This window comes from Labilibaculum sp. (genome assembly GCF_041595635.1).
Taxonomy (GTDB): Bacteria; Bacteroidota; Bacteroidia; order Bacteroidales; family Marinifilaceae; genus Labilibaculum.
Window position 1 is genome coordinate 25,496 of the sequence record NZ_JBFHJW010000001.1, and the last position, 15,916, is coordinate 41,411.

Annotated in this window: 12 protein-coding genes; 4 read left to right on the forward strand and 8 right to left on the reverse strand. The window is 37.8% G+C overall.

What is annotated here, in order from left to right; genetic code table 11:
* Positions 1-12 precede the first annotated feature (12 nt).
* Positions 13-711 (forward strand): RluA family pseudouridine synthase, encoded by a 699-nt coding sequence (locus ABYT26_RS00135; RefSeq protein WP_372750840.1) that lies wholly within the window; start codon positions 13-15, stop codon positions 709-711.
* A gap of 195 nt (positions 712-906) precedes the next feature.
* On the opposite strand, the gene ABYT26_RS00140 is transcribed toward ABYT26_RS00135, so the two are convergent.
* A complete protein-coding gene (locus ABYT26_RS00140; RefSeq protein ID WP_372750841.1) occupies positions 907-1,392 on the reverse strand; it encodes a cytidine deaminase in 486 nt (161 codons plus the stop codon).
* Positions 1,393-1,707: 315 nt separating this feature from the next.
* On the opposite strand from ABYT26_RS00140, the gene ABYT26_RS00145 reads away from it, so the two are divergent.
* Complete coding sequence (locus ABYT26_RS00145; protein WP_372750842.1) at positions 1,708-2,640, forward strand: glucosaminidase domain-containing protein; 933 nt, start codon at positions 1,708-1,710, stop codon at positions 2,638-2,640.
* Positions 2,641-2,871: 231 nt separating this feature from the next.
* Complete coding sequence (locus tag ABYT26_RS00150) at positions 2,872-6,165, forward strand: hypothetical protein (RefSeq protein WP_372750843.1); 3,294 nt, start codon at positions 2,872-2,874, stop codon at positions 6,163-6,165.
* Positions 6,166-6,241: 76 nt separating this feature from the next.
* Here ABYT26_RS00150 and ABYT26_RS00155 read toward each other — a convergent pair whose 3' ends face one another.
* Positions 6,242-6,628 carry a hypothetical protein gene (locus ABYT26_RS00155; RefSeq protein WP_372750844.1) on the reverse strand — a complete coding sequence of 129 codons (387 nt, stop codon included), beginning with the start codon at positions 6,626-6,628 and terminating at the stop codon, positions 6,242-6,244.
* Between the two features lie 30 nt (positions 6,629-6,658).
* Between ABYT26_RS00155 and ABYT26_RS00160 the strand changes: the two genes are divergently transcribed.
* Positions 6,659-6,931, forward strand: a complete 273-nt coding sequence (locus tag ABYT26_RS00160) for a hypothetical protein (RefSeq protein ID WP_372750845.1) — start codon at positions 6,659-6,661, stop codon at positions 6,929-6,931.
* Positions 6,932-7,253: 322 nt separating this feature from the next.
* Here ABYT26_RS00160 and ABYT26_RS00165 read toward each other — a convergent pair whose 3' ends face one another.
* The 6 genes from ABYT26_RS00165 to ABYT26_RS00190 form a co-directional block, all read right to left on the reverse strand.
* Complete coding sequence (locus tag ABYT26_RS00165; RefSeq protein ID WP_372750846.1) at positions 7,254-9,038, reverse strand: acyl-CoA dehydrogenase family protein; 1,785 nt, start codon at positions 9,036-9,038, stop codon at positions 7,254-7,256.
* 75 nt (positions 9,039-9,113) lie between these two features.
* A complete protein-coding gene (locus ABYT26_RS00170) occupies positions 9,114-10,289 on the reverse strand; it encodes an acetyl-CoA C-acyltransferase (protein ID WP_372750847.1) in 1,176 nt (391 codons plus the stop codon).
* 19 nt (positions 10,290-10,308) lie between these two features.
* Complete coding sequence (locus tag ABYT26_RS00175; protein ID WP_372750848.1) at positions 10,309-12,711, reverse strand: 3-hydroxyacyl-CoA dehydrogenase NAD-binding domain-containing protein; 2,403 nt, start codon at positions 12,709-12,711, stop codon at positions 10,309-10,311.
* Positions 12,712-12,732: 21 nt separating this feature from the next.
* Complete coding sequence (locus ABYT26_RS00180) at positions 12,733-14,502, reverse strand: long-chain fatty acid--CoA ligase (RefSeq protein WP_372750849.1); 1,770 nt, start codon at positions 14,500-14,502, stop codon at positions 12,733-12,735.
* A gap of 274 nt (positions 14,503-14,776) precedes the next feature.
* A complete protein-coding gene (fmt, locus tag ABYT26_RS00185; protein ID WP_372750850.1) occupies positions 14,777-15,742 on the reverse strand; it encodes a methionyl-tRNA formyltransferase in 966 nt (321 codons plus the stop codon).
* A gap of 6 nt (positions 15,743-15,748) precedes the next feature.
* The gene (locus tag ABYT26_RS00190) at positions 15,749-15,916 is read right to left on the reverse strand and encodes a DUF5522 domain-containing protein (RefSeq protein ID WP_372750851.1); all 168 of its coding nucleotides are present in this window, start codon (positions 15,914-15,916) and stop codon (positions 15,749-15,751) included.

Consider the following 15,916-nt stretch of genomic DNA (forward strand, 5'->3'; position numbering starts at 1 on the left):
TAGTTTAAAAAGATGGCGAAAGAAAAATTGGATATATTATTCGAAGACAACCATATAATTGCTGTAAATAAAAGATGTGGCGATATTGTTCAGGGGGATAAAACAGGCGATGAGCCGTTAAGCGAAAAGGTAAAAGCTTATATAAAGGAGAAGTACAACAAACCTGGAGATGTATTTTTAGGCGTACCACATCGTATTGATAGACCCGTGAGTGGAGTTGTTCTGTTTGCCAAAACAAGCAAAGCCTTAACGCGCTTAAGCATGATGTTTCAGCAGAAGGATAAAGAAATTAGTAAGATCTATTGGGCAATTGTTCAAAAATGCCCTCGTTTGGAAGAGGAAAGATTAACTCATTATTTGTTGAAAAATGAGGAGAGGAACAGAACCAATGCTTTCGATAAACTTAAAAAAGGAGCTAAAGAAGCCGTTTTAGATTACAAGTTAATTACTCGTTCGCAGAACTATTTCTTATTGGAAGTTACTTTACATACTGGGCGTCATCATCAGATTCGAGCACAGCTGGCCAAAATTGGTGTTCCCATTCGTGGGGATTTGAAGTATGGAGCTCCCCGATCGAAATCTGGAGGTGGAATTGGACTTCATGCTCGTGAAATTTCTTTCATTCATCCGGTAAAGCAAGAGCCCATTAAGATTGTTGCTCCAGTACCTAAGAATGATAATTTGTGGAGAGAATTAGATAAGTTAGTCTAAAGATTAAAGAAATACAAAAAGGCTGATGCATTTGAATTGCATCAGCCTTTTTTGTATCCAATTTTTGTCAGTGATTTTCAATTAATCTGCGAAAATATCAATTGCATGTTAATGTGAGCTTTTCTTTTTACTATTTTATTATAGAGAGAAAAGAAATAACAACAGCGCACAGCAAAGTTCTGACTGCTTATAAAACTATTCGTCCAACATTTCTTTATCGAAGAAAATAGGTAGTAATTCCCGAATACTCTCCACAATTTTGATCTTTTTCTCTCCACAAAGAATCACTTTGATCGGTTGCTTGTATCGAGCTTCGGTTTCCAGTAAAACCTGACGACACGAGCCGCAAGGAGGAACTGGAGTTTCTAAAAAGCTGCCATTTGTTCTGGCTGTAATAGCAATCGCTTGCACAGGTACATTGGGAAACTTGGCGTTGGCATAAAAAATAGCAACACGTTCGGCACATAAGCCCGAAGGATAAGCCGAATTCTCCTGATTGTTTCCCTGTATTATTTCGCCATTGTTTAATTGCACAGCTGCTCCTACATTAAATTTTGAGTAGGGAGCATAGGAGTTAAGAGCTGTTTCTTTGGCATTTTTTACCAACAACTGATCCTGTTGTGATAGTTCGTTCACACTATCGTATTCAATTACTGTAGTAATAATTTGAGTTTTCTTCATTGATTTTCTGTTTGCTCAGATTGTTTTTTTGTTGATTACTGTTTTCACTTTTAAAAGTGAAGCCTTGTGTCCATTTTAAAGGCTAATTAAATCAATACTTCTGGAAATTAATATATCGTTTTCAATGAATATCGTTAACAAGTATAAAAGGGTGTTTTGCACCTCAAAAATAAAATGTTAATTAAATAAATCGTTTAAACTAACGGAGGATAACAGGATTGTTCTATTTTTATGGTTGTTTTGGAAATTGAGGCTAATATATGGAATAATAGATTCATTTCCCATTTTTAACATGATTCAAATAATCTTCAAGGAATGAAAAGAGCTTTTTTATACCTCTTACTAAGTATTGTGGCAACTACCAGCATTTTTGCCAGCGGATTAACAAGGAAAGAATACATACAGAAATACCAATCTTTGGCTGTTCAAGAAATGTTGAGAACAGGAATTCCTGCAAGCATAACTTTGGCACAAGGTTTATTGGAGTCGGGAAATGGAAATTCGTTGCTAGCTACAAAAGGCAATAATCATTTTGGAATTAAGTGTCATGATTGGTCGGGGCCGAGTATGAAAATGGACGATGATCGCAGAAATGAATGCTTTCGAAAATACGATCATGCTTACGATTCGTACAAAGATCACTCTGAATTTTTAACCACTCGTTCGCGTTATGCTTTTTTGTTTAAATATGATTCCGACGATTATAAGGGCTGGGCGCATGGTTTGAAAAAAGCTGGATATGCAACCGATCCTAGCTATGCACATCGATTGATAAAGATTATTGAAGAGGAAGGTTTGCATCGGTTGGATCAAAAAGGAAAGGGTGATAATTTGATTATTGAAGAGCCTGAGGATCCCTATTTGGCGGATATTGATTCAGATCTGGAAATTGATCCTTTTGGTGCTCGTTTGGAAATTGCCAATGGAATTCACTACATTCTTACTAAAAAGGGTGATACCTTTTACAGTATTGAGAAAAATTTAGGCGTTACTCGAAAAAAACTGTTGAGATATAACGATTTGCCTAAGAATTACATACTTCAGGTAAATCAGAGATTGTACTTACATAATAAACGTGGTAGAGCAGCTCGAGGATATAATTTTCATAGAGCAAAAGAAGGAGAAAACTTGTATGGAATAGCCCAGGAATATGGTGTGAAGCTGAAAAAGGTGTGCAAGTTTAATGGTGTGAAAAAAGATTATAGAGTGGTAGTTGGAGAAAGAATCTGGCTGCGAAAAAGAAGATAATTAGAAAATCCGATTCGAAAGAATCGGATTTTCTTTTGGAAGGAAATCGTGAAGGTTTCGTTGAATACTCTCATTTTAATATGCATAAATATTGTTGTTGAAATAATGTAAAGCCTTTGGATAATAGTGCGATATCCTGTAAATTCAACATTCATGGAATGCGCATCTTAAAAGATCTGAGAAAAGTTAGATCTTTCTATTTCGCTTTTATTTTACCTTAAATTATAACTCATGAATACTTTAACACACAACTTGAAAAAAGCTTGTTTTTTTATGTTGTTTGTGGGAATGCTATTTCAGCCCGAATTCCTGCACGCAAAAAAGAAAACGATAGAACCAGTAATCGATACCTTAATGAATTCGAGTCTGGTGAGTGGATTAAAATTCAGGAATATTGGTCCTGCAACCACTTCAGGTCGTATTGCTGATTTTGCTGTAAATCCAAACAATCATAGTGAATACTACGTGGGAGTTGCTAGTGGTAATATCTTTAAAACCATTAACAATGGAACTACTTGGGAACCAGTTTTTGATAAGTATGGTTCCTATTCTATTGGCGTAGTAACTATGGATCCGAATAACAGCAATGTAGTTTGGGCAGGAACAGGTGAGAACAATCATCAACGCGCTTTAGCTTATGGTGATGGCGTATATAAAACTATGGATGCCGGTAAAAGCTGGAAGAATATGGGCTTGAAAGAATCTCGTCATGTTGGTGGTATTGTCATTGATCCTCGCAATTCGAATATTGTATTTGTGGCAGCCGAAGGTTCAGCTTGGGGCCCCGGAGGCGATCGCGGTTTGTACAAAACAACCGATGCTGGAGAAAGCTGGAAGAAGGTTTTAAATATCAGTGAAAACACAGGAGTGAACAATGTGATTATCGATCCTGTTGATCCTGATATCATGTATGCCACATCGGAACAACGTCGTCGTCATGTTTATGGAAAAATAAATGGTGGCCCAGAATCAGCTATCTACAAATCAACCGATGGTGGTGAGAATTGGCGGAAATTAAAATCCGGTTTGCCAAGTGTTGATATGGGAGGAATGGGAATTGCCGTTTCGCCTGTGAATCACAATTATGTGTATGCCATAATTGAGGCTGCTGAAGATAAAAGTGGTTTTTTCCGTTCAACGGATAGAGGTGAATCTTGGACGAAAATGAGTGATCATGCAAGTAGCGGGCAATATTATAACGAGATTTATTGTGATCCGATTGATGTAGATAAAGTGTATTCGGTAGAGACTTACACCCATTTTACCGAAGATGGTGGAAAAAGTTGGACCAAATTAGGTCTTAAAGACAGACATGTTGATGATCATGCCATTTGGATTGATCCGAGCGATACGAATCATTTCATGATAGGTGGCGATGGCGGAATCTACGAAAGTTTTGATGCAGGAGAAAACTATGTGTTCAAATGCAATCTTTCTGTAACACAATTTTACCGTGTTCAGGTAGATAATGCATTGCCATTTTACAATGTTTACGGCGGAACTCAGGATAACAATACGCTTGGTGGACCTTCTCAGAATATCAGTAAAAAAGGAGTGACAAATGCCGATTGGGAGCCAATTTTGGGTGGTGATGGCTTTTGGGCTCAAATAGATCCAACAGATCCAAATATTATTTATTGCGAATATCAGTACGGGAACTTATATCGTTACGATAGAAAAAGTGGCGAGAAAATTGAGATTAAAGCTAGAGAGCCAAAAGGAGAACCAGCTTACAAATGGAATTGGAATGCTCCGGTAATTATCAGCAGCCATAAAAACACAAGATTGTATGCTGCGGCTAATAAGTTGTTCCAAAGCGACGATCGTGGAAATACCTGGAAAACCATTAGTGGTGACTTAACTACGGGTAAAGATCGTGATTCTTTTAAAATAATGGGTCAATATTGGTCGGCCGATGCTGTAAAAAAACATGTATCAACCTCTCAATTCGGAACTATTATTTCCTTGGTAGAATCTCCTTTGAAAGAGAATTTGTTATACGCTGGAACCGATGATGGATTGATTCAGGTGAGTGATAACGGTGGCGATCAGTGGACGAAGCATTCTTCCTTTCCTGGAATTCCACAATATACATATGTGAGTGATTTACAACCTTCGAAGCACAATGAAAATATCATTTATGCATCTTTCGATAATCGCAAGCGAGATGATTTTAAACCCTATATTTTAAAGAGTGCTGATAAAGGGAATACTTGGGTGAATATAGCAGGAAATCTTCCTGAGAATGGAACGATACATACCATTGAACAAGATTTTATTGATCCTGAATTGTTATTTGTGGGAACAGAATTTGGCGTGTTTTTTACCAAAGATGAAGGAAAAAGTTGGATTCAATTAAAAGCTGGAATCCCAACCATTGCTGTTCGCGATTTGACCATTCAGAAGCGCGAAGGCGATTTGGTTGCAGCCAGTTTTGGCCGTGGTTTCTTTATTTTAGATGATTATTCAGCTTTGCGAAGTGTCAATTCTCAAATGATCGAGAAAGAGGCTCAGCTTTTCCCCGTAAAGGATGCCTTAATGTACATCCAAAAAGGAGGAAAGAGAAGTATGGGAGCGACCTATTTTACAGCTCCAAATCCTACTTTTGGTGCTGCTTTTACCTACTATTTAAAAGAAGTACCTAAAACGGCAAAACAAATTCGAAACGAGAAGGAAAAAGAGCTTTCTAAAGCAGGTTCGTATATTCCTCAGCCAAGTTGGAAAGAGATGGAGGATGAGGCGAAAGAAGTAGCGCCATATCTTGTTTTTGTTGTGAAAGATAAGGATGGTAATAAAGTTCGAAAAATTACGACTCCAGCTAAAAAGGGAATCAATAGAATCTATTGGGATATTCGTTATCAGTCGCTTAATCCGGTAAACGACAGCGAATTTAAGCCGACTAAAGAAGCAAGATCGGGTATGTTGGTAATGCCGGGAGTTTATCAGGTGGAAATGGGAATAGTAAGCAAAGGCGAATACAAACTATTGGCAGATGCCGTTTCTTTTAAGGCAGTGACCTTAAACAATACAAGTTTACCAGCCGAGGATCGTGCTGCTTTGGTTGCTTTTCAACAAAAAGTGGCTGATATGTCGAGAACTATCCAGGGAAGTATGCAGTTGAATAATGCGTATAAAAGCAAAATGAACGCAATAAAAATGGCGCTATTGCAAACGCCTGATGCTAGCGAAAGTTTAAGTACAAAAGTAAAGAATTTACAAGCAGAAGTTGATGCGATCGATTTCTTATTCAATGGGGTAGAGGCTCGTGCCAGCTGGGAAGAAATTCCTCCTGCGCAAATTCCAATATCGAATAGAATTGGAAATATTGTAGGTGCGCATTGGGCGAGTACATCAGCAGTAACGCAAACGCAAAAAGAACAATTCGAAATTCTAAAAGAAGAATTTCCTGCTGCTTTGGAGCGATTGAAGAAATTGTCTGCCGATATTCAAAAAGTGGAAGCAGAACTGGAAGCTTTGGGAGCTCCATGGACTCCAGGGAGAATACCTACTTACAAAGATGAATAAAGATCATAAATTGAAACAAATAGAAAGGGATAAATCAGATGGTTTATCCCTTTTGTATTTTCGAAATTAGTAGTAGCTATTCTAATAATTCTTTGGTTCGGCTGAGTAGAAGCGAATCGGCGAACTGTATCGCGGTAATTGTAAGTAGTACAAAAGCAATCGGGAACTTAAAAGTAAGGGCATAATTGAGAAGAACATCGGCCATGTCAATTTCAAAATAGAAGAGGATACCGATAGCAAAACCTATAATTACAAGCAAACCAAGACTCATTATAGCATGTTTAAGCAGCGCCTCGCGAATCGATTTGCGTTTTTCCATCCGCTCAGTCACCTGGTCGGCAAAGTTCGTAGGAATGGCAATCTCAAAATCATCATTCAAACATTCCTTTAGCAGGTCGTCCAACAAAATTCCTTCCTTCCCAGTGAATTCTGTTTCCTCAAATTTATCTTGATTCGTATGCATATTCATTCAATTATTACTTTTGTGCAAACAATGTCTTCACATTTTTTAAAGAGAAAAATTATTAAAACAGGTCACTTCGATCGTGCAGAGATTTTGGATCAAAATACAGACGTAGAAGTAAAGAAACAAGTAAAGTATGATCAATATCCAGCATTAAAATGGGGATTGGTAGCCTTTTTTGGAGGATTAGGATTTATAGTATTAGAACTATTAGGCACACAATATCCTGAATTTACCAGATATCGAAGTGCTATGCCTTACGGAATTTTCTTCATGTATACATCGATTGGTTTTTTACTGTAATACCTAATAATGAGTAAAAAAGCAAAAAATATTTTTTCGAAATAAATAGTATGCACAAAAGCTTCATCGAATTTTTCAGATGGAGCTTTCTGCTTTGTAATAGGATTGTTTACGATAAAAAAGAAGCCATCTATTTGAGCAGAAACAAGTGTTCGCTTCAAGTAGATGGTTTCTATTTTTAATTCCTATGTCGGAAGATTACTTTGTATTTTTTTAGTTGTAAAGAATGCATACCCAGCTCAGTGGAGACTAATGACTTTCACTACCTTTCATCATCGAATAGTCTTAAAATGCAGCCTTCCTTCTGTTTTTACTGGCTCAATTAGAAGCAATATCTATTTTCATCGATCAACTTTTTAGCGATTAACCTGCGTTCTACCTTGCTATTCAAACCCGGATGTTTCGTAAAACGCTTTAATCCTAGTAGGATCATTCGCAATTCATCGCCCTGCGAAATAGCATTAGTAGCATCTTTGGCATTCTTGTGAATTCGATCAGCAGCATCGTAAAAGAAAACTTTGCAAATCGCAATTTGCTCACTGCAGGCATCTTCTCCATTTTGCTCAATTAATTTTTTCACGCGCAATAAAAGTGATTCTGCTTGGTAACAATCAATAATGATATCTGAAATATTCATTAGAATTTCCTGTTCGCTGCTTAATTTCTGCATGAATTTCTGAGCTGCTGAACCTGCAATTAGCAAAGCCGTTTTTTTAAATCCCTTTGCGAGTTTTGTTTCGCGAGCAAGTAAGCTAGTGTCTTCATCACTAAAATCAGGAATAGACATGAGTTCTTTGCTTACATTCTGAGCTGCCGATAGAAGAGGTAACTCATTTTTGAAGGCTTTGCGCAATAGGAAGTCTACCACAAGCATTCGATTTATTTCGTTGGTTCCTTCAAAAATCCGATTGATACGGGAATCGCGATAAGCACGTTCCATAGGTGCTTCGGAGGAATAACCCATTCCGCCATAAATTTGAACGCCTTCATCGCTTACATAGTCTAATGTTTCCGATGCCGCTACTTTCAGGATCGCAGCTTCGGCTGCAAATTCTTTTTGAGCTTGAATTACTGCTTTTTCTTTCGGCATTCCGTCGTCCATCAAATTATGCATGGTGTTTTGTATGTCGTTGCTGCATCGGTAAATAGCCGATTCAACGGCATAAGTTCGAACTGCCTGCTCAGCAATTTTGTATTGAATGGCGCCAAAATTAGCAATTGCCTTTCCGAATTGGATGCGCTCATTGGCATAAGTTATTGAGTGGGTAATTATTTTTTTACCAGCTCCTAAAACCGCCGCAGCTAATTTTATTCTTCCATTGTTCAAAATATTCAAGGCAATTTTAAAGCCTTCGCCACGTTCCCCAAGAAGATTATCTGCCGGAATCTTGCAGTCTTCAAAAAACATCATGCAGGTAGAGGAACCTTTAATTCCCATCTTTTTTTCTTCCTGTCCGAGACTAATGCCATTGAATTCTTTTTCAATAATAAAGGCACTTAAGTTTTTGTCATCATCAATTTTTGCAAAAACGGTATAGATATCTGCAAATCCACCATTGGTAATCCACATTTTCTGTCCGTTTAGTACATAATGGGAACCATCAGCAGTCAGTTTTGCTTTGCTTTTTCCCGAGTTGGCATCCGATCCTGCTCCCGGTTCGGTCAGGCAGTAAGCACCTTTGAATTCACCACTAGCCAATTTGGGTAGGTATTTTTCTTTCTGTTCTTGGGTTCCGTAATACAAAATGGGCAAGGTCCCAATTCCCACATGTGCTGCGTAGGCTACTGCAAAAGAACTGTAAGCGCCCATAATTTCGGTACTCAGCATCGAGGTATTTAAATCCTGACCAAAGCCACCATATTCTTCTGGTACCGCAATTCCTAATAATCCTAATTCACCTGCTTTATTCATTAACGAGGTCATTAAGCCTTCTTTTTGGCTATCGATCTCATCTAATAAGGGAAGAATTTCTTTTTCTTGAAAATCATGGCATGTTTCCATGATCATTTTTTGTTCCTCCGAAATTTCTTCAGGAATGAAAATATCTTGAGGACTAGTTTCTTTCACTAGGAATTGTCCGCCTTTTACTATTTTTATCTTTTCCATCTTGTTTTAGTTGTCAGTAAATAATAAAATATAGAATGTTGTTATTTGTTGGTTGCGATTTGCCACTTGGAATTTTTACATCATCTCAAAAATTCCAGCAGCTCCTTGCCCAGAGCCAACGCACATGGTGACCATACCATACTTCTGTTTTCGTTTTTTCATTTCATGAAGTATTTGAACCGAAAGTTTCGTTCCGGTGCAGCCAAGTGGATGGCCAAGCGCAATAGCACCGCCATTTACATTGGTAATTTCAGGATTCAAATCCATTTCTTTCATCACCGCAAGGGCTTGTACTGCAAAAGCTTCATTCAATTCTATTTGTTCTAGTTGCTTCATGGCAATTCCAGACCGTTTTAAAACTTTAGGAATGGCTTCAATTGGACCTATTCCCATGTGTTTGGGTTCCACTCCGGCAATCGAATAGGATACAAAACGAGCAATGGGTTCTACATTTAATTGTTTCAGCATCTTTTCGGATACAATTAAAACAAAGGCTGCACCATCTGATACTTGAGACGAATTTCCAGCAGTAACGCTTCCTCCTTGTGCAAATACCGGACGAAGTTTGCTTAAAGCTTCTTCGGTGGTTCCCATCCTAGGACCTTCGTCAACAGAAATTAGGTGTTTTTTACTTTGTACCCTGTCGTTGGCATCCACATAAGTTTCAAGCACATTAATGGGGACAATTTCATCGCTAAAACGATTATTGGCCAAGGCTTCCAAAGCTTTTCGGTGAGAGTGAAAGGCAAATGCATCCTGTTCCTTTCGGGATATATTGTATTTCACCTGTAAGGCTTCAGCGGTAATTCCCATATTCCAATACCAATCGGGATGAGATTTTGCGATTCCTAAATTGGGAGTCATACGCCAACCACCCATTGGCATCAGCGACATCATTTCAACACCACCTGCAAAAATACAATCAGCTAAACCCGCTTCAATTTTCGAGGCAGCAATGGCTATGGTCTCCAATCCTGAAGAACAATAACGGTTGACAGTCATTCCTGGAACATGCACGTTGTCCAGCCCCAGAAGGGCAATCATTCGACCTATGTTTAAGCCTTGTTCTGCCTCCGGAGTTGCGTTGCCAACAATTACATCATCTACCATTTTTGCTTCCAAATTAGGAATCTCTTTCATGATGTGCTGAACAACTTGGGCCGCCAAATCATCGGGACGAATGAATCGGAGTTTGCCTTTTTTTGCTTTGCCTACAGCGCTTCGGTAGGCTGCTACTATATATGCGTTCATAAATTTTAGTTTTCAGTTATTAGTTGCGAAGAATTTTTCCTTTTTGCAGCAGACTCTGCATTCGTTCTAGTGTTTTCTTTTGCTGACAAAGTTTTACAAAAGCAGTTCGTTCCAAATTCAGAAGATAATTTTCCGAAACTTCAGTAGGTTCACTCAATTCTCCACCGCTAAGCACTTTACCAAGTTCTATGGATAGGTATTTATCGTATTCCGAAATGTAATTAGCCACTTCCATACCATCAGCACCTGAGTAAATCAGAGCCAATCCTTCGGCACCTAGTACACGAATATTTTTTGTGGGTAAAGGAGGAGTGTAGCCTTTTTCGCACATTAGAAGAGCTGTCTTTTTTGCATAAATTAATTGATGCTTTCTACTCACAATTACCTCGTCAATATCTCTTTGTAAGTACCCCAAGTCGTAAGCTTCGTAAGCCGAAGTTGAAACTTTAGCTTGTCCTATGCTTAAGAATTTTTCTCTGAAACGGTTGGTTCGAATATCATCTGTAGCCATTTCATTGGATAATCGATGAGCGAATTCTTTGGTACCACCGCCAGCTGGAATCACGCCAACACCCAGTTCAACTAATCCCATATAGGTCTCTGCATGTGCTATTACTTTATCGGAGTGCATGCATACTTCGCATCCTCCACCCAGAGTCATTCCGTGTGGTGCTGCAATTACAGGCACCGAAGCATATTTTAATTTCAGCATGGTGTTCTGAAAGGTTCTAACGACCATATCTAGTTCGTCGTATTCTTGCTCAATGGCAAGCATAAATACTAGGCCAATGTTGGCTCCAGCTGAAAAATTTTCACCTTCATTGGATATAATTAGTGCTTTGTAATCTGTTTCGGCCAGCTCAATGGCTTTGTTGATTCCTTGAATGATTTCACTTCCAATGGTATTCATTTTGCTGTGAAATTCCAGATTAAGTACTCCATCGCCTAAGTCGATAATGCTACAGCCTTCGTTGCTCCAAATGCTATGCGAAGGGCGCAAATTATTAAGAAGAACCAATTTCTCAGTTCCCGGTATTGTTGTGTATTTTTGGGTGGTAAGATCAAAGAATTGTAGGTTTCCATCTTTTAATTGATAAAATTTTTGATCTGTTTTCGCCATTTTGTATATCCAAGTGGCAGGTTGAATTTCCATTTCTTCCATTAAAGGAATGGTCTTTTTCAATCCTAGGGTATCCCATATTTCAAAAGGTCCCATTTCCCATCCAAACCCAGTGCGTATGGCTTCATCAATTTTATAAATTTCATCGGATATTTCTGGAATTCGATGGGAAACATAAGCAAACAATCCTAAAAATAATTTACGGTAGAATTGGCTTATTTTTCCTTCCCCTTTCAGTAACAATTTAAATCTATTGTTGAGATGAGGAATGGCTTTGGCAGCCTCAAATTCGGGAAATTTAATTCGTTGTTTAGCCTTGTATTCGAAGTTAGATAGATCCAAACTAAGAATCTCACTTGCTCCTTCCTCATTTTTTATTTTTTTATAGAATCCTTGTCCAGTTTTTGCTCCCAGCCATTGATTTTCCATTAATTTTTGAATGAAATCAGGAATTTTAAAAACAGCTTTCGACTCATCATGAGTAAGTGTTTTTTGAAGGTTTTGTGCCACCATTACTAGGGTGTCCAAGCCTACAAGGTCGCATGTTCTGAAGGTTGCAGACTTTGGGCGGCCTATAATTGGCCCAGTCAGTTTGTCTATTTCTTCAACCGAAAGATTAAATTCTTTTTGAAGATGAAATACCGACATCATGGAATATACTCCAATTCGATTGGCAATGAAAGCTGGAGTATCCTTACAAATCACCACCGATTTTCCTAAGTGCCTTTCTCCAAATTCGGTAAGAAAATCAATTACTTTTTCTGAAGTATATTTCGAAGGAATAATTTCAAGAAGTTTGAGGTATCGTGGAGGATTAAAAAAGTGAGTCCCGCAGAAATTTTGTTTAAAATCCTCCGATCTTCCTTCCAGGAGCATTCCAATCGGAATACCAGAAGTATTGCTGGTTATCAGAGAGCCAGGCTTTCTAAAGTTTTCAATTTGATTGTATAATTTTTGTTTGATACCCAAGTTTTCAATGATGACTTCAATGATCCAATCGCATTCTTGAATTTGGTTAAGATCATCCTCGAAGTTGCCAACAGAAATTCGACTAGAAAAGCTTTTTAAATACAAAGGGGCAGGACTCATTTTAAGGCTTCGAGCAAGCAATTGGCTTACAATTCGATTTCTTACTTTCGGGTGATCTATTGACAGTCCGGCTTTTTTTTCTTCCGAATTTAATTCTTTTGGAGGCATATCCAGTAAAAGAACTTCGGTACCAATATTGGCAAAATGACAAGCTATTTGAGCTCCCATTACTCCGGCTCCCAAAACGACAATTTTTTTAATTTTACGACTCATGTGTGCTGTTTTTAGTGTGTGTCAGGAATAAATTTCATCAACTAATAGCTGGTACTTATTTTTTAAAACTTTGCGTTTCAATTTTAGAGTTGGGGATAGTTCTCCTGTTTCGGGTGTCCAGACATCAGTAACCAATCTGAAACTTTTAATTTTTTTCGGACGATCGAGATTTTCATTCATTTTCTGAATTTCTTTCCATATTCGAACCTGAATTTTCTGATTGAATATGACATCTTTTAGATCTCCAAAAGGAATCCTTTTTCGCTTACAGTATTCTTTTAAGAAAACAAAATCTGGTGAAATGATCACAGAAGGAAATTTTTGGTGTTCACCTATAACGATACTTTGATCGATGAAGGGAGATTCTTTTAATTTGTTTTCAAGTACTTGAGGAGCGATATAAATACCTCCGGATGTTTTAAAAATCTCTTTTTTACGATCTGTAATTTTCAGAAATCTTTCATCTTCCCAACATCCGATATCTCCAGTATGAAACCATCCTTCGTCGTCAATTACTTGCTGGGTTAGTTCTGGATTTTTATAATAGCCTAACATGATGTTAGGTCCTCGGGCTAAAATTTCACCATCATCGGCCAGCTTTACCTCAACACCTTCCAATACTGGACCAACAGTTCCAAATTTCACATCGGGATAAGCATTTTGATTTGCGGCAATAATGGGTGATGTTTCTGTTAGTCCATAACCTTCCTGAACAGGAATTCCTGCAGCCCAAAAAAGTCGTTCCAAACGAATTTGTAGAGCTGCTCCACCTGAACACATAAACTGAATGTTGCCGCCTAAAGCCTCTTGCCATTTGCTGAAAACTAATTTGCGTGCAATTTTTAATTTGAATTCATACCATTTGCCATTTGCCTCGTTCAATTCATACCTCTGACCCAAATTTACAGCCCATAAAAACAGGTGTTTCTTTAGGAAAGGCAAGCTTTTTCCCTTTGCCATGATTTTATCGTAGATTTTTTCGAGCAGGCGAGGGACAGTAGCAAAGCCATGAGGTTTTAGTTCTCTTAAATTATCACCAATGGTATCCATGCTTTCGGCATAGTAAATACTAATTCCTTTGTATTGGTATTGATAGTTAACCATGCGCTCATACACGTGGTTAATGGGCAGAAAACTGAGGGTTTTGTGCGATGAGTTCAAGATTAGACGAGCTGCTGAAGCCAATACGTTACTCATGAAATTGTTATGAGAAAGCATCACTCCTTTTGGATTTCCTGTAGTACCAGACGTGTAAATGATGGTAGCCAAATCGTTGGGTTTAATGTTGTCTTTTATGGTTTGCAGTTTGCCAGCAAAGTGCACTTCTGCTTCTTCACCTATTTCCAGTAGGTTAGTCCAGTGGGTGACATCTTTTATTTTTTCGAAGGAATAGACTACTCTTATAGATGGATGACTGTTTAAAAGAGGAGCAATTTTTTCAAATAAGTTATGATCTGAGATGAAAATGGCTTTGGGTTCGCAATGCTGAATAATGTAATCGTAACTTTTTGCACTAATTGTTGGGTACAAGGGAACATGTACAAGTCCGATTTGTGACAATCCCATATCCACAAAATTCCATTCCGGACGGTTGTTGGAAATACTAATTACACAATCGCCTTTTTTGAATTCATTTTTTAGTAAAGCATAACTTATAAGATTCGAAAATCTTACATATTGCTCAGTAGAAAATTTGACCCAATTGCCATTCTCTTTTTTTGCAAAAGCATCAATTTTGTCTGGGAAATTTTTCTTGTAATTTTCAAGTAAATCAAAAATCCGCGTTAGCATAAAGAAAAAATTAGAAGAGTAAAATAGTAGAGCAATCCTGCTGAATAGGTATATTCCTGCCGATTCTCAGAAAAATAATCTCAGATGCGAAGAGGTGAGAGGATAGTAATTATGAAAGTTGCTTGTGTGAAATCGTAAAACACTGACTTTACGCAATCTGTAAGCTGACATAGAATTTACGAAAAGGTTTTCGAAAATAAAAGAATAATTGGTGGGTGTTTCTTTTTTTTTGGTAAATAAAAAAAAAGGAAGCTTTGATCAGCTTCCTTATAAATTATAAATGATAGTTTCTGATTTGTTGAAAACCTCTGAGGAAGTCTTCTATTTTCATCCGTTTTTTGCCAGCTTGTTGCAATGTTTTAATGAGAATAAATCCTCCATGCACAGCAACCTTTAAATTGGTTTTGCCATCGGTAAGGATGGTTCCCGTTTTTTCCGAATGTGGAGTTTTATCCATTTCGCTCTCAAAAATTTTGAGACCAATGTTTTTACCTTCTATGTTGGGAATTAATTCTGTCCAGGAAGCTGGGTAAGGGCTTAGTCCGCGAATTAGATTATGAATTGAATTTAAATCTTGATTCCAGTCGATTTTGCAATCGTCTTTGAAAATTTTGGGTGCCGATTTTAAATTCATCAGATTGTCAGATAGACTATCCTGAGGGATTTGAGAGTATTCACCAGCCTCGATAGCACGAACTGTTTTCACAATCAATTCTGAACCAATGTTCATTAATTTGTCATGAATCACTTCTACATTATCTGATTCTTCGATGCTACATTTTTCTTGAAAAAGGATATTGCCTGTATCAATTTCGTGTTGCAGAAGGAAAGTAGAAACTCCAGTTTCTTTGTCTCCATTGATAATTGCCCAGTTGATTGGGGCTGCTCCCCGATATTGAGGAAGAAGAGAAGCATGTAGATTTAAGGTTCCGTATTTGGGCATGCTCCAAACAACTTCGGGAAGCATTTTAAAAGCAACTACTACCTGAAGGTCGGCATGAAGTTCTTTTAGTTGGGAAAGAAATTCTTCGTTGCGGAATTTTTCTGGTTGCAAAATAGGTAAGCCTTTTTTCAGGGCAAATTTTTTGACTGCCGATTCCTGTATTTTTTGACCACGACCCGCTGGTTTATCGGGATTGGTAATAACTCCAACTACATTGCAGCCTGCATTCAGCAAAGCTTCGAGAGGAGCTACTGCAAAATCGGGTGTCCCCATATAAACGATTCGAAAATTATTCATTTTTGCTTACTCTTTTAATGTTGTATTTCCTTTTTGATGTTTTGGAAAATAGGGGCAGTGTTTGCATCCATTTCCACAGCAATATCCTCTTTCACTCAAATACTTTTTGGTGAGTATTCGATATCCATCAGGGCTCATATAATAGTCAATATCTGGCTTTAAATCGTCAAACAT

Coding starts and splice junctions, on each gene's coding strand:
- ABYT26_RS00135 (WP_372750840.1), top strand. CDS start 13: ATGGCGAAAGAAAAATTGGATATATTATTCGAAGACAACCATATAATT.
- ABYT26_RS00140 (WP_372750841.1), bottom strand. CDS start 1,392: ATGAAGAAAACTCAAATTATTACTACAGTAATTGAATACGATAGTGTG.
- ABYT26_RS00145 (WP_372750842.1), top strand. CDS start 1,708: ATGAAAAGAGCTTTTTTATACCTCTTACTAAGTATTGTGGCAACTACC.
- ABYT26_RS00150 (WP_372750843.1), top strand. CDS start 2,872: ATGAATACTTTAACACACAACTTGAAAAAAGCTTGTTTTTTTATGTTG.
- ABYT26_RS00155 (WP_372750844.1), bottom strand. CDS start 6,628: ATGCATACGAATCAAGATAAATTTGAGGAAACAGAATTCACTGGGAAG.
- ABYT26_RS00160 (WP_372750845.1), top strand. CDS start 6,659: ATGTCTTCACATTTTTTAAAGAGAAAAATTATTAAAACAGGTCACTTC.
- ABYT26_RS00165 (WP_372750846.1), bottom strand. CDS start 9,038: ATGGAAAAGATAAAAATAGTAAAAGGCGGACAATTCCTAGTGAAAGAA.
- ABYT26_RS00170 (WP_372750847.1), bottom strand. CDS start 10,289: ATGAACGCATATATAGTAGCAGCCTACCGAAGCGCTGTAGGCAAAGCA.
- ABYT26_RS00175 (WP_372750848.1), bottom strand. CDS start 12,711: ATGAGTCGTAAAATTAAAAAAATTGTCGTTTTGGGAGCCGGAGTAATG.
- ABYT26_RS00180 (WP_372750849.1), bottom strand. CDS start 14,502: ATGCTAACGCGGATTTTTGATTTACTTGAAAATTACAAGAAAAATTTC.
- fmt (WP_372750850.1), bottom strand. CDS start 15,742: ATGAATAATTTTCGAATCGTTTATATGGGGACACCCGATTTTGCAGTA.
- ABYT26_RS00190 (WP_372750851.1), bottom strand. CDS start 15,916: ATGTTTGACGATTTAAAGCCAGATATTGACTATTATATGAGCCCTGAT.